15 protein-coding genes are annotated in these 25,366 nt (G+C 46.6%); 2 read left to right on the top strand and 13 right to left on the bottom strand.

The genetic code is table 11. The features are described from left to right. Position 1: 1 nt before the first annotated feature. The 10 genes from leuB to B9A22_RS13680 form a co-directional block, all read right to left on the bottom strand. The gene (gene leuB / locus B9A22_RS13725) at positions 2–1,075 is read right to left on the bottom strand and encodes a 3-isopropylmalate dehydrogenase (protein ID WP_084576306.1); all 1,074 of its coding nucleotides are present in this window, start codon (positions 1,073–1,075) and stop codon (positions 2–4) included. Beyond that, positions 1,072–1,581, bottom strand: coding sequence for a 3-isopropylmalate dehydratase small subunit (locus B9A22_RS13720; protein WP_084576305.1), 510 nt, complete (start codon positions 1,579–1,581; stop codon positions 1,072–1,074). Before B9A22_RS13720 ends, leuB begins: the two co-directional genes overlap by 4 nt. Continuing rightward, positions 1,581–2,846: a 3-isopropylmalate dehydratase large subunit gene (gene leuC / locus B9A22_RS13715; RefSeq protein ID WP_245823989.1), complete on the bottom strand. Its 1,266-nt coding sequence runs from the start codon at positions 2,844–2,846 to the stop codon at positions 1,581–1,583. Before leuC ends, B9A22_RS13720 begins: the two co-directional genes overlap by 1 nt. A 5-nt stretch (positions 2,847–2,851) precedes the next feature. Further along, complete coding sequence (locus B9A22_RS13710) at positions 2,852–4,396, bottom strand: 2-isopropylmalate synthase (RefSeq protein WP_084576304.1); 1,545 nt, start codon at positions 4,394–4,396, stop codon at positions 2,852–2,854. 66 nt (positions 4,397–4,462) lie between these two features. Then, positions 4,463–5,455, bottom strand: coding sequence for a ketol-acid reductoisomerase (ilvC, locus tag B9A22_RS13705; RefSeq protein WP_084576303.1), 993 nt, complete (start codon positions 5,453–5,455; stop codon positions 4,463–4,465). Next, a complete protein-coding gene (gene ilvN / locus B9A22_RS13700; protein ID WP_371361011.1) occupies positions 5,436–5,966 on the bottom strand; it encodes an acetolactate synthase small subunit in 531 nt (176 codons plus the stop codon). The genes ilvC and ilvN overlap by 20 nt, the downstream gene beginning before the upstream one ends. 36 nt (positions 5,967–6,002) lie before the next feature. Then, positions 6,003–6,257: a hypothetical protein gene (locus B9A22_RS13695; RefSeq protein ID WP_139796251.1), complete on the bottom strand. Its 255-nt coding sequence runs from the start codon at positions 6,255–6,257 to the stop codon at positions 6,003–6,005. 267 nt (positions 6,258–6,524) lie between these two features. Next, entirely contained in the window at positions 6,525–7,475 is a 951-nt protein-coding gene (locus B9A22_RS13690; protein ID WP_084576300.1) for a sugar kinase, read from the bottom strand. A gap of 121 nt (positions 7,476–7,596) precedes the next feature. Beyond that, positions 7,597–8,046, bottom strand: a complete 450-nt coding sequence (locus B9A22_RS13685; protein ID WP_084576299.1) for an ACT domain-containing protein — start codon at positions 8,044–8,046, stop codon at positions 7,597–7,599. A gap of 10 nt (positions 8,047–8,056) precedes the next feature. Next, positions 8,057–9,361: a phenylacetate--CoA ligase family protein gene (locus B9A22_RS13680; protein ID WP_084576298.1), complete on the bottom strand. Its 1,305-nt coding sequence runs from the start codon at positions 9,359–9,361 to the stop codon at positions 8,057–8,059. Between the two features lie 317 nt (positions 9,362–9,678). Here B9A22_RS13680 and B9A22_RS13675 point away from each other — a divergent pair, with 317 nt between their 5' ends. Both B9A22_RS13675 and B9A22_RS13670 read left to right on the top strand, forming a co-directional pair. Then, on the top strand, positions 9,679–10,056 hold the full coding sequence (locus B9A22_RS13675) for a methylglyoxal synthase (protein ID WP_084576297.1): 378 nt from the start codon (positions 9,679–9,681) through the stop codon (positions 10,054–10,056). Positions 10,057–10,308: 252 nt separating this feature from the next. Next, entirely contained in the window at positions 10,309–10,956 is a 648-nt protein-coding gene (locus B9A22_RS13670; protein WP_084576296.1) for a C40 family peptidase, read from the top strand. 48 nt (positions 10,957–11,004) lie between these two features. Here the strand turns inward: B9A22_RS13670 and B9A22_RS13665 are convergent, their stop codons facing one another. From B9A22_RS13665 to B9A22_RS13655, 3 genes are all read right to left on the bottom strand, one after another. Next, positions 11,005–11,292, bottom strand: a complete 288-nt coding sequence (locus tag B9A22_RS13665; protein WP_084576295.1) for a hypothetical protein — start codon at positions 11,290–11,292, stop codon at positions 11,005–11,007. 149 nt (positions 11,293–11,441) lie between these two features. Beyond that, on the bottom strand, positions 11,442–12,047 hold the full coding sequence (locus tag B9A22_RS13660; protein ID WP_084576294.1) for a 4'-phosphopantetheinyl transferase family protein: 606 nt from the start codon (positions 12,045–12,047) through the stop codon (positions 11,442–11,444). A 23-nt stretch (positions 12,048–12,070) separates the two neighbouring features. After that, positions 12,071–25,354 carry a non-ribosomal peptide synthetase gene (locus tag B9A22_RS13655; protein ID WP_084576293.1) on the bottom strand — a complete coding sequence of 4,428 codons (13,284 nt, stop codon included), beginning with the start codon at positions 25,352–25,354 and terminating at the stop codon, positions 12,071–12,073. Positions 25,355–25,366 lie beyond the last annotated feature (12 nt).

Genomic DNA, 25,366 nt, shown 5'->3' with positions numbered 1-25,366 from the left:
TTCACCTCAGTCTGGCGATTACTTGCCGCCCCATTTCCTCTGTTGATACCTTGGTAAAGCCTTGTTGATAAATATCTGCCGTCCGGTAACCGTCAGCCAAAACCTGGTCAACAGCCTTTTCAATCATCACCGCTGCTTGTTCATTGCCTAATGAATACCTAAACAGCATCGCTGCTGACAGTATTGTCCCCAGCGGGTTAGCAATCCCTTTACCAGCAATGTCGGGCGCGGAACCATGGATTGGTTCGTAGAGTCCGGTACCATCGCCTAAACTGGCTGATGGCAAAAGACCAATCGAGCCTGTTAGTACGGCGGCTTCGTCGCTGAGAATATCCCCAAATAAATTACCGGTCACAATTACGTCAAAACTGCCTGGATTTAATACCAGCTGCATAGCACAATTGTCAACATACATATTATCTAACGTAATTTGGCTATAGTCCGCTGCTACCTCTGCAGCCACTTTGCGCCATAGGCGGGAGGTGGCCAAAACATTGGCCTTATCGACAGACATGACCCGGCCCTTGCGGCTAATAGCCGCACGGCAAGCCAGACGCACAATGCGTTCAACCTCCGGCCGGCTGTATACTTCACTGTCACATGCCTGCTCAATGCCCTTAATCATGGTTGCCTCCTGACGAGGGCCATAATAAATACCGCCATTAAGTTCACGGACAATCAGTATATCTACTGTGCTGACAATCTCAGGTTTTAACGGCGACTGTCCAGCCAGTGCCGGAAACGCCTTGACCGGGCGCAGATTTGCATATAAGCCAAGCGCTTTACGCAATCCTAAAATGGCTTTCTCGGCTCTGAGCTCAGGGGCAACATTATCCCATTTCGGCCCGCCAACAGCGCCCAAAAGCACACCATCAGCCTTACGACAGGCTTCAACCGTATCCTCAGGTAAGGGAACGCCAAATGCATCAATAGCTGCTCCGCCTGCCTGTTTAATTTCGTGGGTAAAACTACAACCGCATTTTTCTGCTGCCGCCTGCGCTACACTCAGGGCAGCAGCCGTGATCTCGGCACCAATTCCGTCGCCGGGAATTACTACAATATGTTTATTACTCATCGGTTACCCTCCCTGGCGGCAAGCACTTGGCGGGTGTAATCAACCAATCCCCCGGCCTGAGCAATCTCCTGAATAAAACCAGGCAGCGCAGGCACGACAAACCTTTCACCAGTAGCCAGGTTCTCAGCAACGCCGCCGGCTAAGTCGACTGACAAAGTATCTCCGGCTTTAATGTTAATCTCACCCTCGCCCAGCTCAATCAGTGGTAAACCGATATTGATTGCATTACGGTAAAAGATCCTGGCAAAACTTTCAGCCACCACACAGGCAACGCCTGCAGCTTTTAGAGCACCTGGGGCGTGTTCGCGGGACGAGCCACAGCCGAAATTTTTGCCAGCCACAATGATATCGCCTTGCTGTACCTTACCGGCAAAAGAGGGGTCAATGTCTTCCATGGCATGAGCGGCTAATTCCTTCATATTGGCGGTATTTAAATACCTGGCCGGTATAATTACATCTGTATCAACATTATCGCCATAGCGCCATACTTTTCCTGAAAACTCCATTATGCTACCTCCTCAGGCCCGGCAATCCGTCCTAGCACAGCACTTGCCGCTGCCACCACCGGGCTGGCCAGATATACTTCACTGTCAACATGCCCCATCCGTCCCCGGAAGTTACGGTTGGTTGTTGCCACAGCCCGCTCGCCTTTGGCTAAAATGCCCATATGTCCACCCAGGCATGGGCCGCAGGTTGGTGTACTGACAACAGCCCCGGCTTTTACAAAAATCTCGACATAACCTAATTTTATCGCTTCAAGATATACGTCTTGACTTCCCGGGATAATAATCGCCCTGACATCCTCATGAACCTGGCGTCCGTCGAGAATCGCGGCCGCTTGGGCCAAATCTTCAATCCGGCCGTTAGTACACGAGCCAATGACCACCTGGTTAATGGGTGTAGTCTCGATATCACATACGGGACGCACGTTTTCCGGCAAATGTGGCAGTGCTACTACCGGTGTAAGCTCGCTGAGGTTAATTGCAACAGTCCGGATATATTCAGCTTCCGGATCAGCAGCCACTGGCGTATATGAGTGTTTAACCCGTCCGTTCAAGTATTGCTCGGTGATAGAATCAACCGGGAATATTCCATTTTTGGCGCCGGCTTCAATCGCCATATTGGCAATGGTCAGCCGGTCTGTCATGGTAAGAGCTGCCACACCAGCACCTGCAAACTCCAGCGACTGGTAGCGTGCACCGTCAACGCCGATCATGCCGATCAGCTTCAGAATTACATCTTTGCCTGTTACCCATTTGGCCAGCTTGCCTGTTAATTCAACCTTAATGCTGGCCGGGACTTTAAACCAGGTTTCACCAGTGGCCATGGCACAAGCCATATCAGTTGAGCCAACGCCAGTTGCAAATGCCCCGACAGCTCCATAGGTGCAGGTGTGAGAATCTGCGCCGATAATGACCTCACCAGGAGCTACCAGCCCCTGCTCTGGCAGCAGCACATGCTCAATGCCCATGCGGCCTACTTCAAAGTAGTGGGTAATACTGTGTTTTCTGGCAAATTCGCGCATTGCCTTGGCCATTTCGGCTGACTTAATATCTTTATTAGGGGCAAAGTGGTCAGGGACTAAAACAATTTTATCTTTGTCAAACACTTTATCACTTATTTGTTCGAACTCTTTAATGGCCGGTGGTGCCGTAATGTCGTTGCCCAGCACCAGGTCAAGTTTGGCTTTGATCAGCTGGCCAGGAGAAACTTCACTCAGCCCGGCATGTGCCGCAAATATTTTTTCAGTCATTGTCATAGGTCTAGCCATCGTTGTTACCTCCCTGCAGCCTGTTCAATTGCGGGAAAACCGCATACAGCCAGCATTTTGTTAATTGCATTAACATAGGCTTTGGCGCTTGCTTCGATCACGTCGGTGGAAAGACCCCGTCCGCTGAAGGTGCGGCCATCGCGTTCAATCCATACAGTTGCTTCCCCTAGGGCGTCTTCACCAGCCGTTACGGCCTTAAGCTGGTAGTCGTGAAGGCCGATGGGAAAACCAACCGCCTGTTCAATTGCCTTAAATGCCGCATCTACCGGGCCATCGCCGCAACTGGCAGCTTCACATACGCCAGCGCTCGTTTTAAGTTGTACTGAGGCGCTAGCCACCATTTGATTGCCGCTAACCACATGATGATAAATCAGAGTATACCATTCTGGCCTTACTGCTGCTTTCTCCACCATCAGCGCTTCAATATCTTTATCAAATACCATCTTCTTGCGGTCAGCCAAGTCTTTAAACTTGACAAACAGTGCGTTGACGGTCTCGGCATCAATGTCATAGCCCAGGTGTTTAAGGCGCTCTTCAAAGGCGTGACGGCCTGAATGTTTGCCAAGCACGATGGCGTTACGGCTAACGCCGACTGTCTCAGGGCTGATAATTTCATAGGTCAGCGGGTTATTCATAACCCCGTGCTGATGGATGCCTGATTCATGGGCGAACGCATTGTCACCCACTACTGCTTTATTAGGTGGTACTGCAATGCCTGTCAGTGTGCTGACAAGGCGGGACGTCCGGTAAATCTGCTGTGTATTAACATTGGATAAAGCGCGATAGTATTCACGGCGGGTATTTAACGCCATCACCAGTTCCTCCAGCGCCGCATTGCCTGCCCGCTCACCCAAGCCGTTAATGGTACACTCTACCTGACCGGCACCGGCTGCCACAGCTGCCAGGGAATTAGCCACCGCCATCCCCAAGTCGTCATGACAATGTACACTGATAACGGCCTGATCAATATTGGGTACATTCTCACGGATATAAGTAATAAGTGCACCAAACTCAAGCGGTGTTGTGTACCCCACTGTGTCAGGAACGTTAATTACATTAGCTCCGGCAGCAATTACCTTAGTATATACCTGGCACAGGAAATCCCAGTCAGATCGTGAAGCATCTTCAGCAGAAAACTCGACGTCAGGCGTTAAGCTCTTGGCATAACGAACAGCCTGCTCAGCGCGCTCAAGCAATTGGGCCCGGGTCATTTTGAGCTTGTGTTCAAGATGAATGTCGCTTGTGGCGATAAAGGTGTGTATCCGTGGCCGCTCAGCCAGCTTTATGGCCTGAAAGGCGGTTGCTATATCTTTTTCATTGGCACGGGCCAGAGCCGCTATGACCGGGCCTTTTACCCGGGCGGCAATCTGGCTTACGGCTTCAAAATCACCAGGCGAGGCAACCGGAAACCCGGCTTCAATGACATCAACCTGTAATTTGGCAAGTGCTAGAGCAATTTCCACCTTTTCTTCTGTCTGTAAACTTACTCCTGGCGTCTGCTCGCCATCGCGGAGGGTAGTGTCGAATATTTGAATTCTTCGAGTTTCCATGCCATTACCTCGCTTTCATTATTTATTAAACTTGCAGGAAGCTTCATATATCACCCTGCAGCGGATTTATTTCTTCAGCCAGGACATCATGTCGCGCAGTTCTTTGCCGACAACCTCAATTTTGTGTTGTGCTTCCAGGCGGCGTTTAGCATTAAACATCGGACGGTTAGCTTGGTTTTCCAAAATCCAGTTGCGGGCAAAAGTACCGTTCTGAATCTCAGCCAACACTCTTCTCATCTCTGCACGGGTTTCTTCAGTTACAATCCGTGGACCAGTTACATAGTCGCCATATTCAGCAGTGTCACTGATGGAATAACGCATCCGGGCCATACCGCCCTCGTACATCAGGTCAACAATAAGTTTCATCTCATGCAAGCACTCAAAGTAGGCGATTTCAGGCTCATAACCGGCTTCTACCAGAGTGTCAAAACCAGCTTTGATCAGCTCAGTTACGCCGCCGCACAGCACCGCTTGTTCACCAAAGAGGTCAGATTCTGTTTCATCTCTAAAAGTAGTAACAAGTACGCCAGCCCGGGCACCACCGATGCCTTTGGCATAGGCAAGAGCCAAATCCTGGGTGCTGCCGTTAAAGTCTTGGTGTACAGCCATAAGACAAGGAACGCCGCCGCCTTCGGTAAATACCCGGCGAACGAGATGACCTGGGCCTTTAGGGGCAACCATGAACACATCAACATTGGCTGGTGGAACGATCTGATTGAAGTGGATATTAAAGCCGTGGGCAAAAGCCAGTGCTGAACCAGGTTTTAAATTGGGGGCAATCTCTTCTGCATAGACTTTAGCCTGTTTTTCATCAGGAATAAGAATCATGGTAATATCAGCGGCAGCTACTGCTTGAGCAACATTGGTCACTGTCAGGCCGGCTTCACGGGCCTTAGCTGCTGATTTACTGCCTTCATGCAGACCAATAATAACCTTCACACCGCTGTCTTTCAAGTTCAGAGCATGGGCATGACCCTGGCTGCCGTAGCCAATAACAGCTACCGTTTTACCTTGAATCAGTTCCCAGCGTGCGTCTTGTTCATAATACATTTTGCTCATAATTATCTCTCTCCTCATGTTCATAGATTGTATTTTCACCCCGTTCCAGCGCTACAAGGCCGGTCTGGATGGTTTCCAAAAGTCCGTAAGGGATCAGTAGTTCTGCTAATGCGCTAATCTTGCTGTCTTCTCCTGTTACCTCAAGGGTAACAGTGCTGCCGGAAATATCCACGACATTGGCCCTGAAAACCTCGGCCAGTTTAAGTATCTCGGAACGGTTGTCGCCAGCCTTGACCTTTAACAGCGCCAACCCCCGTACGACCGAATGGTTCAGCGGCAAAATCTGCACAGCCACCACTTCTACCAGTTTTTCAATTTGCTTTTTGACTTGGTCAATAAATGCCTGGTTACCGCAGACAGCTACCGTTATCCGGGAAAACTCCGGGTCTTGTGTAACACCAACTGTCAGGCTGTCGATGTTGAAACCTCTCCGGGAAAACATACCAGCCACTCTAACCAAAACCCCTGGCTGATTATGAACTAATACCGAAAGAACGCTGGGCTGCACAATTACCACCTCCGTCTATTACTGAAAAATAAAACGCCCCTATGGCAGATTTAACTCTGACATAGGGGCGCCATACGCGCGGTACCACCCTACTTTGGGCTCATTCGCCATGAAGTTCTTCATGGCTACCGATAACGGCCGGCGCCGCTGTTGCTTAAAGCATACCCGTGTATTACACACGCTATGCAGTTCGGCAAAAGAGTTCTTGGGTGAGTATTCGCTTACATCGCTGCACCGGTTCGCACCTACCACCGGCTCTCTGAGCAGGACTATAAAGCCTTTTATCCCAATCATTACCATTACATTATTTTGTTTGTCTAAAAAAGGATACAAAAACGCTCTGCAAAAAAATCTCTACTTGTAACAAGTAAGAAACTTTCCGCAGAGCCTTTTATACTCACGGTGTAATACGGATTTATCTGCCGTATTCTGCATCGCTCGGCCCAGACCTGTCAACCAGCGGAACCCTAGATGCACTTCCTTACGCAATTTGTAATTTTGTATACATTATCCCAGGACTGATGTACTTTGTCAAGAGGTTTTTTTAATCAACTACACTGTTTAACTTTCTGCCAGATATTCTTCTAGCTGCCGTCTGGTAGGGTAACCCTCAACATCACCCTGAACAGTGACCGCCAGCGAGCCAATGGCATTGCCGCGAACTACTGCCTCTTTCAAAGTAAGGCCTTCAAGCAAAGCTGACAGCACGCCAACCGCAAATCCATCGCCTGCCCCAACTGTATCTACCACCCGCCGCACCGGAAATCCCTTAGCATATCCTTCTTCGATAACCTCATTGCTCTCTCGATGTGAGTAAAATGCGCCATCAGGCCCGTCTTTCATCACGATGTAACGATTACCGGCAGTATGGAAATACTCCTGCACCTGATCCCAATTGCCTGTCCCAATCAATAATTCTGCTTCCTTACGGCCCGGCATAATAAGATCAGATAGGCTGGCGATCTTAAGTAAAGTCGCTCTGGCCTGCTCTTTACTCCATAGTTTCAATCGGATATTCGGGTCAAAGGTAACCAGTGCACCTTTGGTTTTTGCAATACGGATCGCTTTAAGCAGCGTCTCCAAACAGGTTTCGCTAAGCGCCGGAAAAATACCAGTAACATGCAGAATTTTTGTTTCAGCAAAATAGCTTTCATCCACCATATCAGGAGTAATCTGACTAGCTGCCGAACCCCGCCGGTAATAAAACACCTTGGGATCGCCAATTTCGTTACGTTCTTTGATCAGCATGCCTGTCTGATATTCGGGCAGTATCTGTACCCTGGAAGTGTCAACACCCTCGCCACGAATAGTATTACGGATATAGGTACCAAATGGATCGTCACCAATGGCGCTAATCCAACCGACATCATGTCCCAGCCTGGCCAAGCCAATAGCAACATTGGATTCTGCGCCCGCAATCTTCCGCGTATAACTGGTAACAAACTGCAATGAATCACTCTGATCAGCAACCATCATGACCATGCTTTCGCCAAGTGTTATGATTTGTGGCATACCCAATCCTCCTTATCTTATTATGCCTAAAAAGGTTCGATACAAACTGAAAAAGACCTCCGATTTAATCGCAGGTCTTTCCGGGTTTACAGAATATTTCACGATGTGAAACAGAGTACCACTACCAGTAAAAATTAGGAGTCGCGCCAGTCTCATCACGGTATGGCTCAGCTGATTTTTCTTCGCCACTCAGTAATCGTTCTGCCAATGGTAAATTATCTACTTTTAACACCACGCGGGCAGTTTCTGCTGAGGTGGCTGCAAAGGCATACACATATTCAACATTGACACCAGCTAAACTCAGTTTGTCAACTTGGTCAAACAGGCTTCCAGGCTGATCGGTTACCAGAATTGTCACCACAGGCGTAATTTTGGCCGTGAATCCTGCGCCCCGTAAGATATGCTGTACCTTTTCCGGCTCTTTGACAATAATCCTAAGAATACCAAAATCTGAGGTATCGGCAACAGCCATGGCCCTAATATTGATTTCGTGTGTTTTTAAAACCCCTAATACCTCGGCCAATTTCCCAGCCTGGTTTTCAACAAATACCGACAATTGATGAATAATCATGCTGTCCCTCCTAAATGTTCCGTTTATCTATAACTCTCTTAGCCTTGCCTTCGCTCCGCTCAATCGTTTTAGGGCCAACAAGGCGTACTGCCGCTGACACATTAAGAGCACTAGCCAATTCAGCCTTTATCTTACCTTCCAATTCCTCTAGACCGCGAACTTCATCAGAGAACATCTCATCTGTCACCTCGACAAGCACAGTGAGGTAGTCAAGGTTATCCTTACGGTCAACAATCAATTGATAATGGGGTGAGGTTTCACCAATACCTAAAAGCACACTTTCAACCTGGGACGGAAATACGTTAACACCACGAATGATAAGCATATCATCGCTACGCCCAAGGACTTTGCTCATTCTGACCAGCGTCCGTCCACAGGTACAGTTTTCACGGTACAAGACAGTAAGATCCCTTGTCCGGTAACGAACCATCGGCATGCCTTCTTTGGTGAGCGTAGTAAGTACTAATTCCCCTTTTTCGCCATCTGGCAGCACTTCACCTGTCACCGGATTAATAATTTCAGGGAAGAAGTGATCTTCACTGATATGCAGGCCATCTTGAACACAGCATTCAATTGCCACCCCCGGGCCAATAATTTCACTTAGCCCGTAAATATCAATGGCTTTAATGCCAAGCTGAGCCTCAATCTCGAGGCGCATACGCTCAGACCAGGGCTCGGCTCCAAAAATTCCCACTTTAAGTGAGGTCTCATGAGGATCAATGCCCATCTCGCGCATTGTCTCAGCTATATATAGGGCATACGAGGGCGTACATGCCAGCGCGGTAGTGCCAAAATCTTTCATCAGCATAATCTGCCTGGCCGTGTTGCCGCTTGATATCGGAATTACGGAAGCACCCAGAAGCTCCGCACCGTAATGAATGCCTAAACCGCCGGTAAACAGACCATACCCGTAGGCCACCTGAATGCATGACTGCCTGCTGAGTCCTGCAGACACTAAGGATCTGGCCGCAACCTCTGACCAAATGCCGATATCACGTTTCGTATAGCCGACAACAGTGGGCCTGCCGGTCGTACCGCTGGACGCATGAATCCGGACAATCTCAGACATCGGTACAGCAAACAGTCCATAAGGATAGTTATCACGCATATCCTGCTTAGTTGTAAAAGGCAGCTTGCTAATATCCTCTAACGTAACAACATCCTCCGGCAGCAGACCCTCAGCTTGCATCTTGGAGCGATAAAATGGCTGCTGGCGGTATAGTCTGGAGACAATCTCCTTTAGCCGTCCGGCCTGAAGATTGGTCATTTCTTCTCGTTCCATTGTTTCCGCAGGTTTATTCCAGTATGTATTCATGTTTTACTCCTCCTAGATAATAAAGAAAAACCCCACAAAAAGTCCTTGTCAGGAACTTTCCGCTAGGGTTTTTTTTACCCACGGTGTGACCCATCCGGGCCCTGCGCCGCTTGGACCAGACGCAGAGTTAACTGCCGGAACCCTAGGCACACTTCCACTCAGTAAAGGTATTCATTGTTATTGTTTGTATACTGTATTCGTGGAATATAATACCAGTTGAAAAAGACAAAGTCAAGAAATATTTGTCCGCGTCTTTATTCCCAAGCATTTTATGGTATCATAAGATTATAGGAAAAACTGTCAACGAGGTGAACCGTATGAGGAAAACTGTCGCACTCATTGCCCATGATCGCAAAAAAGAAGAAATGCTTACATTTGTCTTAGAAAACAAAGACTCACTGGTCCACTGTAATTTAATTGCTACCGCTACTACCGGAAGAATCATCCAGGAAAAAGCAGGACTTGATGTCACCACATACCTCTCCGGTCCTTTGGGCGGTGACCAGCAAATTGGCGCTCAGATCGCCTGCCAGCAAGTTGACGCCGTAATTTTCCTGCGCGACCCTTTGACGGCGCAGCCACATGAGCCGGATATCACTGCGCTTCTGCGCATATGCGACGTTCACAACATTCCTGTTGCCACCAATACTGCGACAGCCAATTTAGTATTACGGTGTTTTACTAGCGAAGACTAAATTAGTCACTCAACAAGACCTCAGCTTTGCAACCGGCGCTCGGTTACTTAGATCTGAGGTCTATTTATTTTCCTGTTAGAAAGTATAACTTTCCGTCTGGATAAGGGCAACATCGACTTCCGCCGTCACCAGAGGCTCGGCGCAAGCCGTGTTTTCTTTATGGTAAATTTATTGTGTTTACATAACAAATTTACTATGTTATTATTAGCTTGTTATTTGCAAAAAAATTTGAATAAGATAAGGAGGGCGTAAATGAAACGCTATACCCAACACATAACGCTTGTTCTTCTCTTGGCTGTATTTACTACCTTGTTTATCCCAGCTGCACCAGCTCAGGCGTTTTCGCTTACAGATGTCGTTAGTCCCTCTACCCAAAACAGTGGCGGGTCTGGCGGATTATTAAATATCCTGCTAGCACTTGTATTGGGTAAATTTCTTGGCTCGTCTGATACAAGCAGCAGTGCTAACAATATATCCTCGGTCCTGGGAGCTGCAGTAAGTCCCAAAACTAGTAATAATGCGACCGATACAAAAGGCGCTGCTATTGTTAAAAGTGCTCAAAAATATATGGGAGTTCCCTATGTTTGGGGCGGAACAACCCCTGACGGCTGGGATTGTTCCGGATACACACAATATGTAATGAAGGAAAACGGTATTAGCATTCCCCGAACAGCAGCTGAACAATTTAGCAAAGGCATTGCTGTAGAGAAAGCTAATTTACAAGTAGGCGATATGGTCTTCTTTACGACCTATAAGCCTGGCGCATCTCATGTAGGCTTCTACATGGGTGACGGCAAATTCATTCACGCCAGCTCAGCTGCCAAAGAGGTAGCCATTAATTCGCTGTCAGAGGATTACTACACCCAACGCTATATTGGTGCCCGCAGATATATTCAGTAGATCTTACTAATTATAAGCCATCCATAGTTTGGATGGCTCTTCTTTTTTTTATTGCGATACAGTAAAGGTATCATTAACGGTAGTATTTAAAGCGAAAAACTGTTTTGCAACCGCTTGAATATCAGATGGCAAGTTCAAATTCGGAAAGTTATTTAATACATATGTTTGAAGCACACTCAAGACTTCTGGAGTCACTACTATGGTATCTGTATCTGGAGTGGCAGAGGTTGGGGGAGCATTAGTTACGATAACAACACTGCTCATTGGGTTCATAAGCGCAGGCAGGTTTGTATAAATGAAGGTTCTTAAAATATCCTGGAAATCTGATTTAAGCATCTCAGACCCCCTCTTTTGATGGTTCTATCTGTAGTATATGTGGGGATTGAAGAATATCGCTATCATTTTATCAAATACATTCCCTGAAAACTTCACAACCTCCACACTTACCCGTGAAAATAGGAGTTTCATGTAATGGCTCGCCGCATTTAAAAGGAAGCTTTTATTATTGTACTATTTTCTTTCATTTTTTTACATATCGAAATTACATAACGGTGATCAGATGCCCATACCGTTTCAATATTTAAGTGGATATTATTCAATACGTTCTTTAGATCTGTACATATTCCTTCCCCTGTAAATTTTAATACACTTTCTTTAACTGTCCATAATTTGCAAAAATCAAAAACCTTCTCATTTGAATTTTTAAGGCTATTATATTCGCTCACATTACAAATATATTTTGCCACTTCTTCCTCATAAACTCCTACTTCCTCAATATCTATTCCTATATCTTCATTCGATATTGCACAAACCACCCCACACTTACAATGACTAATGTTAAAAAATATATCGGGATAATCACTTAAATAAGGTTTGCCATTCTCACCAAATCCCCAATTTATCTTTTCGGTAATTCCATGTTCTTTTTTTAATCCGTACATTAACAGGAGATATGCGATAACAGATAATTTCCTGTCCCTCATGCTCCTATACTGAGTTGCTTTTGCTGCTCTTTCAGGTGGGATAACTTGTAAGCTTCTCCAAAATAGTCCATCTGTAAAGGAATTTATATTATCGAACAGGTAAATCATAGCTCATTCACTAAAATTGCCCCCTACTCCGGCTTAAACAGCACATCGAAGAATCCTAGGCTGTCCAGGGCTTCAATGGCCATTTTAATGTAAAACTCAGATGTCACTGGCCATACGAAATTCAGCCTGTACAGAACCTCAGTCGTAAACTGGTTCGTACTGCCCACCCCATAAACCGGCTTTTCCGTGTCATTTTCCTGGTAGGCCAGGATTCCCGTCAGAGCCGACATGATGGTTTCATCCTGCATTTTTTCCCGTAAGCAATGTTCAAACTCCTTTTCACTTACAACCTCGATAGAAAAGCCGTACTCTTTCATGGCATAGATAACATCAGCCATGTAGACAGCATGATTGTTGTAGGGATGGAATACGGTGTATTCGCTGTTGGACTGGGCGAGCTTTAATACCGCTTTGGCCGTGCTGTCGATAGGCGAAAACTCTGCTTCCCCGCCCATGCGGGTTACGGGGAATTTCCCTAGCAGTTTATAGGATTTTAAACTGTTCATAAAGGAATTGCCCTGAAAATTTAGCTGGAATTCTCCGTCCTGACTGCGCGCCATCAGGTTGCCAACCCGCATGATTTTTGCTTTTAATCCCAGAGCTGCCGCTTCCAGAACATACCGTTCGGCCAAATATTTGCTGTGCACATATTTATTGTCGATAATTTGTCCTATGTACAGTTGGGATTCCTTCATCTTCACATCTTTCATGGAAGCATCGGCTACTCCTGCAACGCTGGAAGTTGAGATCTGAATCAGCATTGCATCCTGTTCCCGGCAATACTGAATCAGGTTGCGAACACCGTCGACATTGACCTTTTCCAATTCGTTGCCTACGGCAAAATGCTTAACCATAGCCGCACAGTTGATCACTGTGTCGACTTTTACAGTTATGGATTCAGGTTCGGTAATGTCACCCTCCAGGGTAAAGATCCGGTTGCCAAACAGCTCCGAGTAGTCGTTGTCGAAATAGTATACGAGCCTGACTTTCAGTCTCATGTCGGCTGAATTGCCGTCTTGTGAGCGCATCAGACAATATACCTTGCCGGGGTAATTATCCAGGAATTCCCGCAGCACATGGATCCCCAGAAACCCAGTTGCTCCTGTTAAGAGAATATCTCCTAGGGGGTTCTCCGTGATCTCACCTAAGGAATTTTTAACAAGGAGCTGATCAATCGTGCTGTAGTCATAGGTTCCAGTGTCGATAATGGAAGCTTCTTTGACACTGCTGCTTACGAATTCGGCAAGTTTTTGCGGAGTTTGATACGCAAAGACGTTGCCGTAGGTGAGCCCTATATCCATAGCCATAGCTTTGACCACGACTTTCATGACAAGCAGGGAAGTGCCGCCAAGCTCAAAGAAGCTGTCGGTGATGCCTACTTGATCCATCTGCAATGTTTCAGCAAAAATCTGACATAGCTTGGCTTCCAATTCATTGGTCGGAGCCACATATTCATTGAGGTTCTGCAGTTCCGGCACCGGCAGGGCTTTTTTATCCACTTTGCCGTTCGGTGTAAGGGGAATTTTGTCCAGCTGGAGCAACGCTGTCGGTACCATGTATTCTGTAAGGCCTTGTCGCAGGTGCTCCCTCAATTGGCTGGTGTCGATGTCGCTGTCGGCTGTAAAGTAGCCACATAGATGCTGGACTGCGCCGATGGTTTTGATGTCAGCCACGCTGGCGGTGATACCAAGGAACTTCGCCATGGCGCTTTCAATCTCGCCAAGCTCGATGCGGAAGCCTCTGAGTTTGATCTGATTGTCGATCCGGCCGGCATATTCCAGATCACCGTTGGCATTCCACCGCACTAAGTCACCGGTACGATACATCTTGGCATTTTCTTCGCAGGTCTTAAAGGGATTATCGATAAACTTTTCTGCAGTCAGCTCTGCTCTGTTCCAGTAGCCCAATGCGATCTGTTCACCGGCAAGGCATAATTCTCCGGCTACGCCAATAGGCAGGAGGTTCATGGTTTCATCCACCACATAGGACCACGCGTTTGCCACCGGCTTACCGATTGGTATGTTGTCATATTCCTTATCCTGGTCAACGATGTGATAGCTGGAACTGATGGTGAACTCTGTGGGTCCATAGCCATTCACTAAAGTGCCGCTTATTTTTTTTACTGCTTTGAGTTTTTCTCCGCCTAGGGTGATCGATTTCAACGGCACATCAAATTGATTAATGAGTTCCGTGCCAAGCTGGGTGCTAAAGGCACCATCGGTAATGTTGTGCGCAATAAGATAGCGATGCAAAGCCTGCATATCCTGACGCATATCTTCGCTGACGATATGCAGCTGGCCGCCAAGAGTAAGGGGCACAAACAAATCATAGACAGAGGCATCAAAGCTGAAGCTGCTGTGGCAGCACACATTGTCTGCAGCAGTTAATCCATAATCTTTGGCCCGCCAGGCCAGGAAGGCCGACAGGGATTTATGCCTGATCATAACTCCCTTAGGTTTTCCTGTTGAACCCGAGGTATAGATCATGTAGGCTAAATTCTCCCTCTCGGGTGCTGCCAGCCGGATGTCCTGATTCCGTTCTTCGCCAAATTCAAATTCATCGATCAAAATGACATTGTCAACCTGTAAACCTTTTGACTCATAAATATCCTTTGTGGTGATCAGCACAGCCGCGCCGCTATCCTGAAGCATATACTCAATTCTTTCCAGAGGGTATTCATTATCCAGCGGCACATAAGCCCCGCCGGCTTTCATGGCTGCAATTACGCTTATCATGAATTCTCTGCGTCTGGGCAGCATGATTCCGACAAAAGTGTTTTTTGTTACACCTAAGCGCACAAGTTCCCTGGCGAGGCATTCGCTGTACACATCGGCTAGCTCGTAACTCAAACTGCTCACTGCATCAACTAAGGCGATATGGCCAGCATGTATTTGAGCCTGTTTTCTAAACAAGTCAATAAAAGTGGCGTTCTTGTCATAGTCTAAGACTCTGCCCTGGAACTGGCTGAGGATTTTCACCTTATCTTCCTCTGGTATAATGGCAAGGGTTTCGCATCTTTGTTCAGAGTTTTCCGCCATGTTATTTGCGCACTCGGCTATGGCTCTGCCTAAGGTCTCCATATACTCCTGCGTGTACAGGCTTTCATCATACTCAATATGGATTTCATAATCGCCATTGCAGGGACTGGCAGCAATAGATAAGGGGAATTTCGCTTTGTTTAACGCCAAAGCTTTAGTTTCCGCCATCTCGCCTGCGAGTTCGAACCCTTCCTCCATCCCCCCCTGATAGGCATAGCTGATTTGCGGTACAATTCCATGTTTTTCTGCTATTTTGGTAAAAGGATAGCTATCGTGGTTCAAGGCTTCAAACATGTTATCCTGTACGGCCTTCACATAATCCGCCGTTTTTTCCTTGGCCTTGACTTCAACGACAACAGGCACCGTTTTTACGAGCATCCCCATGATGTTATGCAATTTGTTTTCATTTCTCCCGCTGGAAATAGCGGCAATAGCGATCCGTTCTTCCCTGATATAGCGGCTTAAGGTTGTGCAAAGAGCTGCCAGGAAGAGGCTATTTGGCGTTACAGCATTAATCTGACAGAAGCTGTTGATGCCTGAGCTGGGAACCGAAACAGCAACCCGGTTGGAGCGGTTTTCTCCACCGCCTTTGGCGACTCGCGGCAGTTCTGTCATGCCACCCACTAATTTGGCGTCAAAGAAACTTTCGGCTTCCTTATATTTATCGCTTCCTATTAGTTGCTCTTCTTCTAAAGCATGTTCAAAGGCAGTATACGATTCCGGGATGAGCGCTTCGCCCTGATAGGCTTTTACCACATCACCCATAAACACACCAAGAGCGCTGCCGTCGATGATGATATGGTGGATGTCCGTGAACAGGTAAGTATGCTGGTCGGTATAATAGACAGCAATTCTGTACAAGGGGCCGTTGAAGAGGTCAAAGGGTTTGACAAATGTTTTCTTAATATTGGGGATGTCCGCGTCACTTAACTTGGCTAACTCAATGCATACCGGCTCGTCATCATGTCTCAGCTGCACCACCTGGCCGTCTTTCATCCCCAGGCAGGTTTTCAGGTAAGAATGAGCCTCGATTACTTGTTTCACAGCAGTTTTTAGTTTATGAGGGTCAACTTGGCAGGAGAATCTGCTTACTTCGGGGATGTTGTATTGCAGCGCGTTCCTGTCCTTTTCCCATTCGTAGTAAAGTCCCAGCTGGTTTGCGGTAAGGGGATAGTATTCTCTTTTGTCAAAGGTTTGTACTGCTTCTTCCTGGGCGGTGTTGCTTAGTATTTCTTCCAACTTCGCTATGGTCTTGTTCCTGAAGATATCATTGGTTTTTATGGTAATATGGAACTGCTTATGGATCGCCACTGCCAGCTTGATAGCCAAGATGGAAGTCAGACCCACACTAAAGAGGTCATCGGTGATACCAAAGTCTTCAGTTCCCAAAATGCCGGCAGTGATGTCAAATAGTTGCTGCTGCGTCCCATTTTGCGGCGGTACCATCTCCTGACGCTGAATGACCGGTTCAGGAAGAGCTTTCAAATCTGTTTTCCCGTTCGCCGTGACAGGCATCTTGCCCAATTGGGTGAATGATGACGGAATCATGTAGGCTGTGAGTTTTTGGGCTAAATAGTCTCTTAAATCGCTGCTATTTACTTTGCCTTTCGCTGTGAAATAGGCACAGAGATACTCGGCATTTTGCAGTTTTCTGATAATCACTACGCTGGCGGTTATGCCATTATATTCATTCATACGGGATTCAATCTCGCCCAGCTCTATCCGAAGACCCCGCAGCTTGATCTGATTGTCCATCCGGTTGATGATATCGACTTCTCCACCAGTTGTCCACTTCGCATAGTCACCGGAGCGGTAGACTCTCTCGCCCTGGAACAGGATAAACATTTCCTGGGTGAGATCCGGGCGATTCAAATACCCCCTGCCTACACCGCGGCCGCCGATAAGTAGTTCTCCCACGGCTCCGATGGGCAGAAGATTTAAGTCTCTATCTACAATATATAGTTTAACGTTGGCTAAACCTTTGCCGACAGTAACCTGTTCGTTCTCCAGCTCTTTGGCATTGGAGCCTATCGTAGTTTCTGTCGGTCCGTAGCAATTGTAGATGACCGCATCGGTATACTTTCGTAAGTAGGAAAAACAATTGGCCGGGAACTTCTCACCACCGCAAATGATTACTTTAACGTTAGCCAGAGCCTTGGCAAAATCCTCGGCTTCGAGATACTGCATGACCAGCGAAGGAGTAATGGCCATAACTTCGGCTTGTGTTGCCAGCATGAACTTGGCTAAAAGCATCGGGTTTCGCACTGTTTCTTCATCGGCAAAGGCCAGGGTCAGCCCATTGGCCAGGGTTACCAAGGTTTCCTCCAGGAATACATCGAAGGCTACTGTTGTGATAGATAACGAAACCCGGCATGAGCAATACTTGTTGATATAGAAGTTTGACGGCAGCGGCAATACATAGTTCACGATATTGTGATGTTCAAGCATCACGCCTTTAGGTTTGCCTGTTGAGCCTGATGTGTAGATGATATAGCAGAGATTATCTGCCGTTACGTCTGTCACTGGATTATGGTCAGCCTCCTGCAGCAGCAATTCATCTACGACCAAGCCGTTGCTGAAGTTAAGTTCTGCTTGATTTTTCTTCGTAGTTATGATGAATTTGGCGCCGCTGTCTTCAAGGACATGGTTAATCCTGTCGGCGGGATATTCGGGATCAACAGGAATGAATGCTCCCCCTGACTTGATAATGCCCAGCATGGTGCAAATGAGCCTGCTGTCTCGCGGCAATAAAAAGGCTACTTTGTCTTCGGGTCTGATCCCCTTTGTTATGAGGGCATGGGCAATTTTATTGGCCGATGCGTTCAGTTCAGCGTAGGATAGGGTTTTATCGCCAGCAATCAGTGCTGTGTATCCACTACTCACTTTTACAGTTTTCTCAAATACTTCGTGCCAGGTTTTTTCTGCAAATTCCTCATAGGCCGGATTAAAGCTTTGCAGCAATGCTTGCTGTTCATCATCGATGATAGGGATAGCTTTACACAGCAGCTGCGATTGTTTCGCCATTTGTTTGGCACACTCGGCTATGGCGCTGGTAAAGATCTTAATATAATCCTTTGTGTATAAACTGTCATCATACTCGATGGAAATTTCATAATCACCGTTGTTGGGTATGGCCGTTATAGCCAGCGGAAACTTCGCTTTATTGAGCGCCAAAACTTCTGTTTCTGCCGGTTTTCCTTCAAGTTCGAAACTTTCCTCCATCCCGCCTTGATAGGCATAGTTAATAAGCGGTGCAATTTTATGCTTTTCAACCATCTTGGTAAAGGGATAGATCTCATGGGATAAGGTTTCCAGCATATTGTCCTGCACAGCTTTCACATAATCGACTGTTGTTTCATCTGACCTGATTGGGACAACGACGGGTAGTGTTTTTACCAGCATCCCCATGATGCCATTTAATTTATTTTCACTTCTTCCGCTGGAAATAGCGGTAATAGCAATCTGTTCTTCTCTGGTATAGCGGTGTAAGGTCATGCATACGGCTGACAGGAAAAGGTTGCCTGGCGTGACTGCGTTTTTCTGGCAAAAACTATTGATGCATTCTCCTGAAACTGGGACAGCAACAAAAGCATCTTGCTTTTCTTCGCCGCTTGCCATAACTCTGGGAAGCTCTGTCATGCCATTCTTTAGCTTGTCGTCGAAGTATTTCTCCGCAGCATGGTACCTTTCGCTTCCTATTAACCGTTCTTCTTCCAAAGCATGTTCAAAAGCCGTATAGATCTCCTGGGTGAGTTCTTCGTCGTTGTATGCTTTCACTACATCAGCCATAAATACGCCTAAGGCACTGCCGTCGATGATGATATGGTGAATATCCGTAAACAGATAGGTATGCTGTTCAGTATGATAGACAGCGATCCGGTACAGCGGCTCTTGGAAAAGGTCGAAGGGTTTGACGAAGATTTCCTTAATACTTGCGATGTCCGCGTCACTTACCTCGGCTAATTCAATGTATACCGGCTTGTCATCACGTCTCAGCTGCACCACCTGGCCATCTTTCATTCCCAGGCAGGTCTTGAGGTACGAGTGAGCTTCGATTACTTTTTCCACTGCCGCTTTGAGTTTACTGGGATCTACTTGATTCGAGAATTTGCTTACTTGGGGAATGTTGTATTGTAGTGCTGTCCGGTCTTTTTCCCACTCGTAGTAGAGACCCAGTTGGTTTTCGGTCAGCGGATAGTACTCTTGCTTGGCAAAGGTCGTCGTCTCTTCTTCCCGGGAGGTATTGTTAACTAGCTGCTCCAGCTGTTCGATGGTTTTGTTTTTGAAAATATCGCTTGTCTTGACGTTGACGCCGAATTGTTTGTAAATGTCCACTGACAGCTTGATGGCCATAATGGAGGTCAAACCTACACTGAAGAAATCATCAGTGATGCCAAAGTCTCTCGTTGTCAAAATGCCGGCTATGATGTCGAAGAGCTGCTGCTGGGTCTCGTTTTGCGGCGATACTATCTCCTGTCGCTCAATGACCGGATCAGGCAGTGCCTTGCGATTGACTTTGCCGTTGGATGTAAGCGGCAGTGTATCGAGCTGGGTGAAGGCTGTTGGAATCATGAAGGTCGTTAGTTTGGTGGCCAATTGTTGTTTCAGTTTTTCCTGGTCTATTTCAGTTTCGGCAGTATAGTAGCCACAGAGGTGTTCTGTGCCGCCGATTTCTTTCACGGCCACAGCACAGCTCGTGATTCCCTCATAACTTAGGATCTGGGCTTCGATTTCGCCTAGTTCGATTCTCAGGCCCCGCAGTTTAACCTGCCCGTCCATCCTGCCGATGTATTCGATTTCTCCGTCAGGGGTCCATCGGACTAAGTCGCCGGTTCGATAGATGCGTTTTCCCTGCCACAGGATGAATTTTTCTGCTGTCACATCATCCCGGTTCAAATATCCTCTGCCGACACCGGCTCCGCCAACGCAAAGCTCACCGGCCACGCCGGGCGGCACTAACTGTAGCCCTGCATCCAGTACGTAGAGCTGATAGTTATCTAGGGGTTTGCCGATGATCGAGCTGTCATAATCTTGTTTGATTACATGAGAAGTCGTGAAAAGAGTGCACTCTGTCGGCCCGTAGACATTATAGAAATCATAGGACGGTTTTTTGATGGGTAATAGTTTTTCCCCGCCGATCATCAGAGTACGCAATGACTTGTTGTCCAATTGCTCAACAAAGTGTCTGCCAAGTTGGGTAGTCATAAAGGCTATCGATATCTGATTATCTTCAAAGTAACGATTTAGGCGAATAAAATCCAGCCTCATGTCCGAAGGTATAACATAAGTCGAAGCGCCACAAGTAATAAAGGGATATATATCCAGCATGTGGGCATCAAAGCCGAAATTGGCATAGGCTGGCGACCGATCTCTTTCGGTAACATGGTAGTAGGATTGATACCATTTGCAATAGTTCACTAGGTTATGGTGTTCTAGGATGCAGCCTTTGGGCATTCCTGTTGAGCCTGATGTATAAAGGATAACGAACATGTCATTGGGGGCAGGTACTGGCAATGGTATGCTTTCGTCAACCGCCATCATAGAGATATCGTCTGCTTTGATTATTCTTCCGCCAAACTGCGGGATATGTTCTTCTACTTTGTTTTGTTCCGACAGGATCAGCTTAACTCCCGCATCTTTGAGCATGAATTCTAATCTGTCACTAGGGAATGAATAATCGAGCGGCATATAGGCGCCGCCAGCTTTTAGGACGGCCAGGGGATAGATGACCATGTATTCGCTGCGATCGATGAGCACGCCAACGACTTGTTCTGCCCCTACACCCATGGTTTTGAGGTGTTTGGCCAGTTTGTCGGTTATATCATCCAGTTCTTGATAGGTGTATTTTCTTTCTTCATAAACAACTGCGATATTATCCGGCATTTTTTCGGCCTGCTGCCTAAACATTTCTACGATGCTGCCGCAGGAATTGGGGTATTCAGCATGTGTCTGATTAAATTTTTCCAGCACTTTTAGCTGACCGTCATTTACAATACAAATATCTTTGCATAACATTTTGGGGCTTTCTGCAATTTTACCGACACACTCGGCAATAGCACTACAAAGGGTCTCGATATAGTCCTTGGTGTATAGGCTATTATCATACTCGATTTTAAATTCATAACCATTCAGCTTAGGCATGGCAAATACAACCAGCGGAAACTTTACCTTTTCTAAGGCTAAGCCTTCCATTTCCGCAGCTTGTCCTTCCAGCATAATCTGTTCTAACATGCCTCCCTGGTATGCATAGTTAATCTGCGGAACAATTTTATGCTTTTCAACCATCTTGGTAAAAGGATAGATTTCATGGGACAGGGTTTCAAGCATATTGTTCTGCACAGCTTTTACATAATCCAGTGTGTTTTCGTCCGGCCTGATTGAAACAGCAACAGGCAATGTTTTTACCATCATCCCCATGATACCGTTCAGTTTGGTTTCATTTCTCCCGCTGGAAATTGCAGTAATCGCAATCTGTTCTTCTCTGGTATAGCGGTGTAAGGTCATACATACGGCTGACAGGAAAAGGTTGGCTGGCGTTACTGCGTTTTTCAGGCAAAAACTGTTGATGCTTTCTCCAGAAACTGGGACAGGGACCGCAACAAACGCAGACTGCTTTTCTCCTCCGCTTGCTGCAATTTTTGGAAGTTCTATCATGCCATTCTTTAGCTTTTCATCAAAATATTTCTCCGCAGCAAGGTATCTTTCGCTTCCTATTAACTGTTCTTCTTCCAAAGCATGTTCAAAAGCCGTATAGATCTCCTGGGTAACTTCTTCGCCATTGTATGCTTTCACTACATCAGCCATAAACACGCCTAAGGCACTGCCGTCGATGATGATATGGTGAATATCCGTAAACAGATAGGTATGCTGTTGAGTATGATAGACAGCGATCCGGTACAGCGGCTCTTGAAAAAGGTCGAAGGGTTTGACGAAGGTTTCCTTAATACGCAGGATGTCCGCGTCACTTACCTCGGCTAATTTAATGTATACCGGCTCATCATCACGTCTCAGCTGCACCACCTGGCCGTCTTTCATTCCCAGACATGTTTTGATGTACGGGTGAGCCTCGATTACTTTTTCCACTGCCACTTTGAGTTTACTGGGATCTACTTGGTTTGAGAATTTGCTGACTTGGGGAATGTTGTATTGCAGTGCTGTCCGGTCTTTTTCCCACTCGTAGTAGAGACCCAGCTGGTTTTCGGTCAGCGGATAGTATTCTTGCTTGACGAAGGTTGTTGTCTCTTCTTCCCGGGAGGTATTGTTAACTAGCTGCTCCAGCTGTTCGATGGTTTTGTTTTTGAAAATATCGCTTGTCTTGACGTTGACGCCGAATTGTTTGTAAATGTCCACTGACAGCTTAATAGCCAGAATGGATGTCAAACCTACACTGAAGAAATCATCAGTGATGCCAAAGTCTCTCGTTGTTAAAATGCCGGCTATGATGTCAAAGAGCTGCTGCTGGGTCTCGTTTTGCGGCGACACTATCTCCTGGCGTTCGATGACCGGATCAGGCAGTGCCTTGCGATTGACTTTGCCGTTAGAAGTAAGTGGAATGGCATCAAGGCGGGTAAAGGCGGTCGGGATCATGAAGGCCGTTAGTTTGGTAGCCAATTGTTGTTTGATTTTTTCCTGGTCTACTTCAGTTTCGGCAGTATAGTAGCCACAGAGGTGTTCTGTGCCGCCGATTTCTTTCACGGCCACAGCACAGCTCGTGATTCCCTCATAACTTAGGATCTGGGCTTCGATTTCGCCTAGTTCGATTCTCAGGCCCCGCAGTTTAACCTGCCCGTCCATCCTGCCGATGTATTCGATTTCTCCGTCAAGGGTCCATCGGACTAAGTCGCCGGTTCGATAGATGCGTTTTCCCTGCCACAGGATGAATTTTTCTGCTGTCACATCATCCCGGTTCAAATACCCTCTGCCGACACCGGCTCCGCCAACGCAAAGCTCACCGGCCACGCCAGGCGGCACTAACTGTAGCCCCGCATCCAGCACATAGAGCTGATAGTTATCCAGGGGTTTGCCGATAAGCGAACTGTCATAATCTTGTTTAATTACATGAGAAGTCGTGAAAAGAGTGCACTCTGTCGGCCCGTAGACATTATAGAAATCATAGGACGGTTTTTTGATGGGCAATAGTTTTTCTCCGCCGATCATCAGAGTACGCAATGACTTGTTGTCCAATTGCTCAACAAAGTGCCTGCCAAGTTGGGTAGTCATAAAGGCTATCGATATCTGATTATCTTCAAAGTAACGATTTAGGCGAATAAAATCCAGCCTCATGTCCGAAGGTATAACATAAGTCGAAGCGCCACAAGTAATAAAGGGATATATATCTAGCATATGCGCATCAAAGCCGAAATTGGCATAGGCTGGCGACCGATCTCTTTCGGTAACATGGTAGTACGATTGATACCATTTGCAATAGTTCACCATGTTATGGTGTTCCAGGATACAGCCTTTTGGCGTTCCTGTTGAGCCTGATGTATAAAGGATGACGAACATATCATGGGGGGTAGGAACTGGCAAAGCTATGTCTTCGTCAACCGCCATCCCGGAGATATCGTCTATTTTAATTACCCTTCCGTCAAACTGTGGAATATGTTCTTCAACTTTGTTTTGTTCCGACAGGATCAGCTTAACGCCCGCATCTTTAAGCATGAATTCCAGTCTGTCACTAGGGAATGAATAATCCAGCGGCATATAAGCGCCGCCCGCTTTCAGAATTGCCAGGGGATAGATGACCATGTATTCGCTGCGGTCAATGAGCACGCCAACGACCTGTTCTGCCCCTACACCCAAAGGTTTGAGGTGTTTGGCCAGTTTTTCGGTTATATCATCCAGTTCTTGATAGGTATATTTTCTTTCTTCATAAACAACAGCAATACGATCCGGCACGCGGCTGACTGTCTGTTTGAACATCTCGACGATGGTGCCGCAGGGATTGGGGTATTCTTTGTGCGTCTGATTGAAGCGATCCAGCATTTTGATTTGCTCGTCTGTTACGATCGAATCTCCATGCTGTAACATCTGGTGATTCTCTGCTAACCAGACTAAATGTCCGGCTATTTGTTCAAGGCTCTCCCTACTTAGCACTCCGGCAACACTTAGAACAGTAATATCGATACCGTCGGCCAATTCTGCATAAGAAACAACCAAATCACATTGCGTAACATTGGGAACCCACATATTTTCAATTATTGAACCGATCCGCGCAAAATCAAATTTATTGGATAGGGAATTTGTCAAAGCAACATTAATATGATTCCCTTTGCTATAAACAGTACCATTCAACTCCCAAGCTGCTACCTTTCTTGCAGAGCGAGGTGGAATTTCCTCATGTAGTTTCCGCACTTGTTCCGCAAAGGTTCCCTTTTCCTCAAATACATAAGGCAGTTGGTTAACACAAAATCCCTTTAGCGCCTTGTATGGCCCTCGCAGGCTTACCGGATAAGCAATTACGGCCTCCCCGAATCCGGAATAGCGGCAAACGAGTATACCGGTAAGAGCCTGCATAAAATTAAACAATGATACCTTGTTAGCTTCACAAAAGCCCTTGATTTTCTTATAGACTTCTCCCTTTATCATTCGACTTGCTTGAATAACCTTAAAATCCAGTTTTCGGCTCCCGCTCTCCCGCGGCAGTTGGTTGGTCATTGTTCTGCCAGATAGTCTGCTCACCCAGTAGGCAATCCCCGTATTATCAGCGGCATCCTCAGCTTCTGCCGACATGTACGCTTTTAATACTTCTAAACCAGCACTATCACTACCCTCAGGGGTTGGTTTTTCATTATTCACATAGGCTTGTTCCACTTGCCTGGCAAAATTCTCCGTCACCGCCCCATCAGTATTTAAATGACAGAATACAAATAGCAATGTTGTTTGTTGGTCAGCCATATTTTTTATGGCAGCACAGCGGACCAGCAGATCGCGTTCAAAATCAAATGGCAAGGCAGCCATTTTTTCAATATACAAGCTGCACTCTTGGGCGCTTCCCACTTCCCTGTATTCCAATTTCACATCAACAACTCTGCGCACACCTAAGTAAATCTCGCCGTTATGTTCAAAAAAATTACTGCGCATATCCCAATTATTATTTACTACGGCCTGCAAGGCATTCTGCAGCCTGATGATATCAAGGTCTCCAGCGAATGTCCAATATCTGGTCCCGTGATACCTAATATGTTCATTGGCAGGAATTCTTGTCATTTCTAACCACAGTGCTTTGGTATACTTACTGGCTTTTGCATAATACTCAAATTGTTTCATGCTATCATTAAT

Origin of the sequence: Sporomusa malonica (genome assembly GCF_900176355.1) — a bacterium.
GTDB lineage: Bacteria > Bacillota > Negativicutes > Sporomusales > Sporomusaceae > Sporomusa > Sporomusa malonica.
The sequence above is the reverse complement of the archived record's forward strand: the minus strand, read 5'-3'. Positions and strand labels throughout refer to the sequence as shown.

Bases quoted from the DNA above. Each gene is read 5' to 3' on its own strand.
- leuB (WP_084576306.1), bottom strand. From the start codon at position 1,075: ATGAGTAATAAACATATTGTAGTAATTCCCGGCGACGGAATTGGTGCC.
- B9A22_RS13720 (WP_084576305.1), bottom strand. From the start codon at position 1,581: ATGGAGTTTTCAGGAAAAGTATGGCGCTATGGCGATAATGTTGATACA.
- leuC (WP_245823989.1), bottom strand. From the start codon at position 2,846: ATGGCTAGACCTATGACAATGACTGAAAAAATATTTGCGGCACATGCC.
- B9A22_RS13710 (WP_084576304.1), bottom strand. From the start codon at position 4,396: ATGGAAACTCGAAGAATTCAAATATTCGACACTACCCTCCGCGATGGC.
- ilvC (WP_084576303.1), bottom strand. From the start codon at position 5,455: ATGAGCAAAATGTATTATGAACAAGACGCACGCTGGGAACTGATTCAA.
- B9A22_RS13695 (WP_139796251.1), bottom strand. From the start codon at position 6,257: ATGATTGGGATAAAAGGCTTTATAGTCCTGCTCAGAGAGCCGGTGGTA.
- B9A22_RS13690 (WP_084576300.1), bottom strand. From the start codon at position 7,475: ATGCCACAAATCATAACACTTGGCGAAAGCATGGTCATGATGGTTGCT.
- B9A22_RS13685 (WP_084576299.1), bottom strand. From the start codon at position 8,046: ATGATTATTCATCAATTGTCGGTATTTGTTGAAAACCAGGCTGGGAAA.
- B9A22_RS13680 (WP_084576298.1), bottom strand. From the start codon at position 9,361: ATGAATACATACTGGAATAAACCTGCGGAAACAATGGAACGAGAAGAA.
- B9A22_RS13675 (WP_084576297.1), top strand. From the start codon at position 9,679: ATGAGGAAAACTGTCGCACTCATTGCCCATGATCGCAAAAAAGAAGAA.
- B9A22_RS13670 (WP_084576296.1), top strand. From the start codon at position 10,309: ATGAAACGCTATACCCAACACATAACGCTTGTTCTTCTCTTGGCTGTA.
- B9A22_RS13665 (WP_084576295.1), bottom strand. From the start codon at position 11,292: ATGCTTAAATCAGATTTCCAGGATATTTTAAGAACCTTCATTTATACA.
- B9A22_RS13660 (WP_084576294.1), bottom strand. From the start codon at position 12,047: ATGATTTACCTGTTCGATAATATAAATTCCTTTACAGATGGACTATTT.
- B9A22_RS13655 (WP_084576293.1), bottom strand. From the start codon at position 25,354: ATGAAACAATTTGAGTATTATGCAAAAGCCAGTAAGTATACCAAAGCA.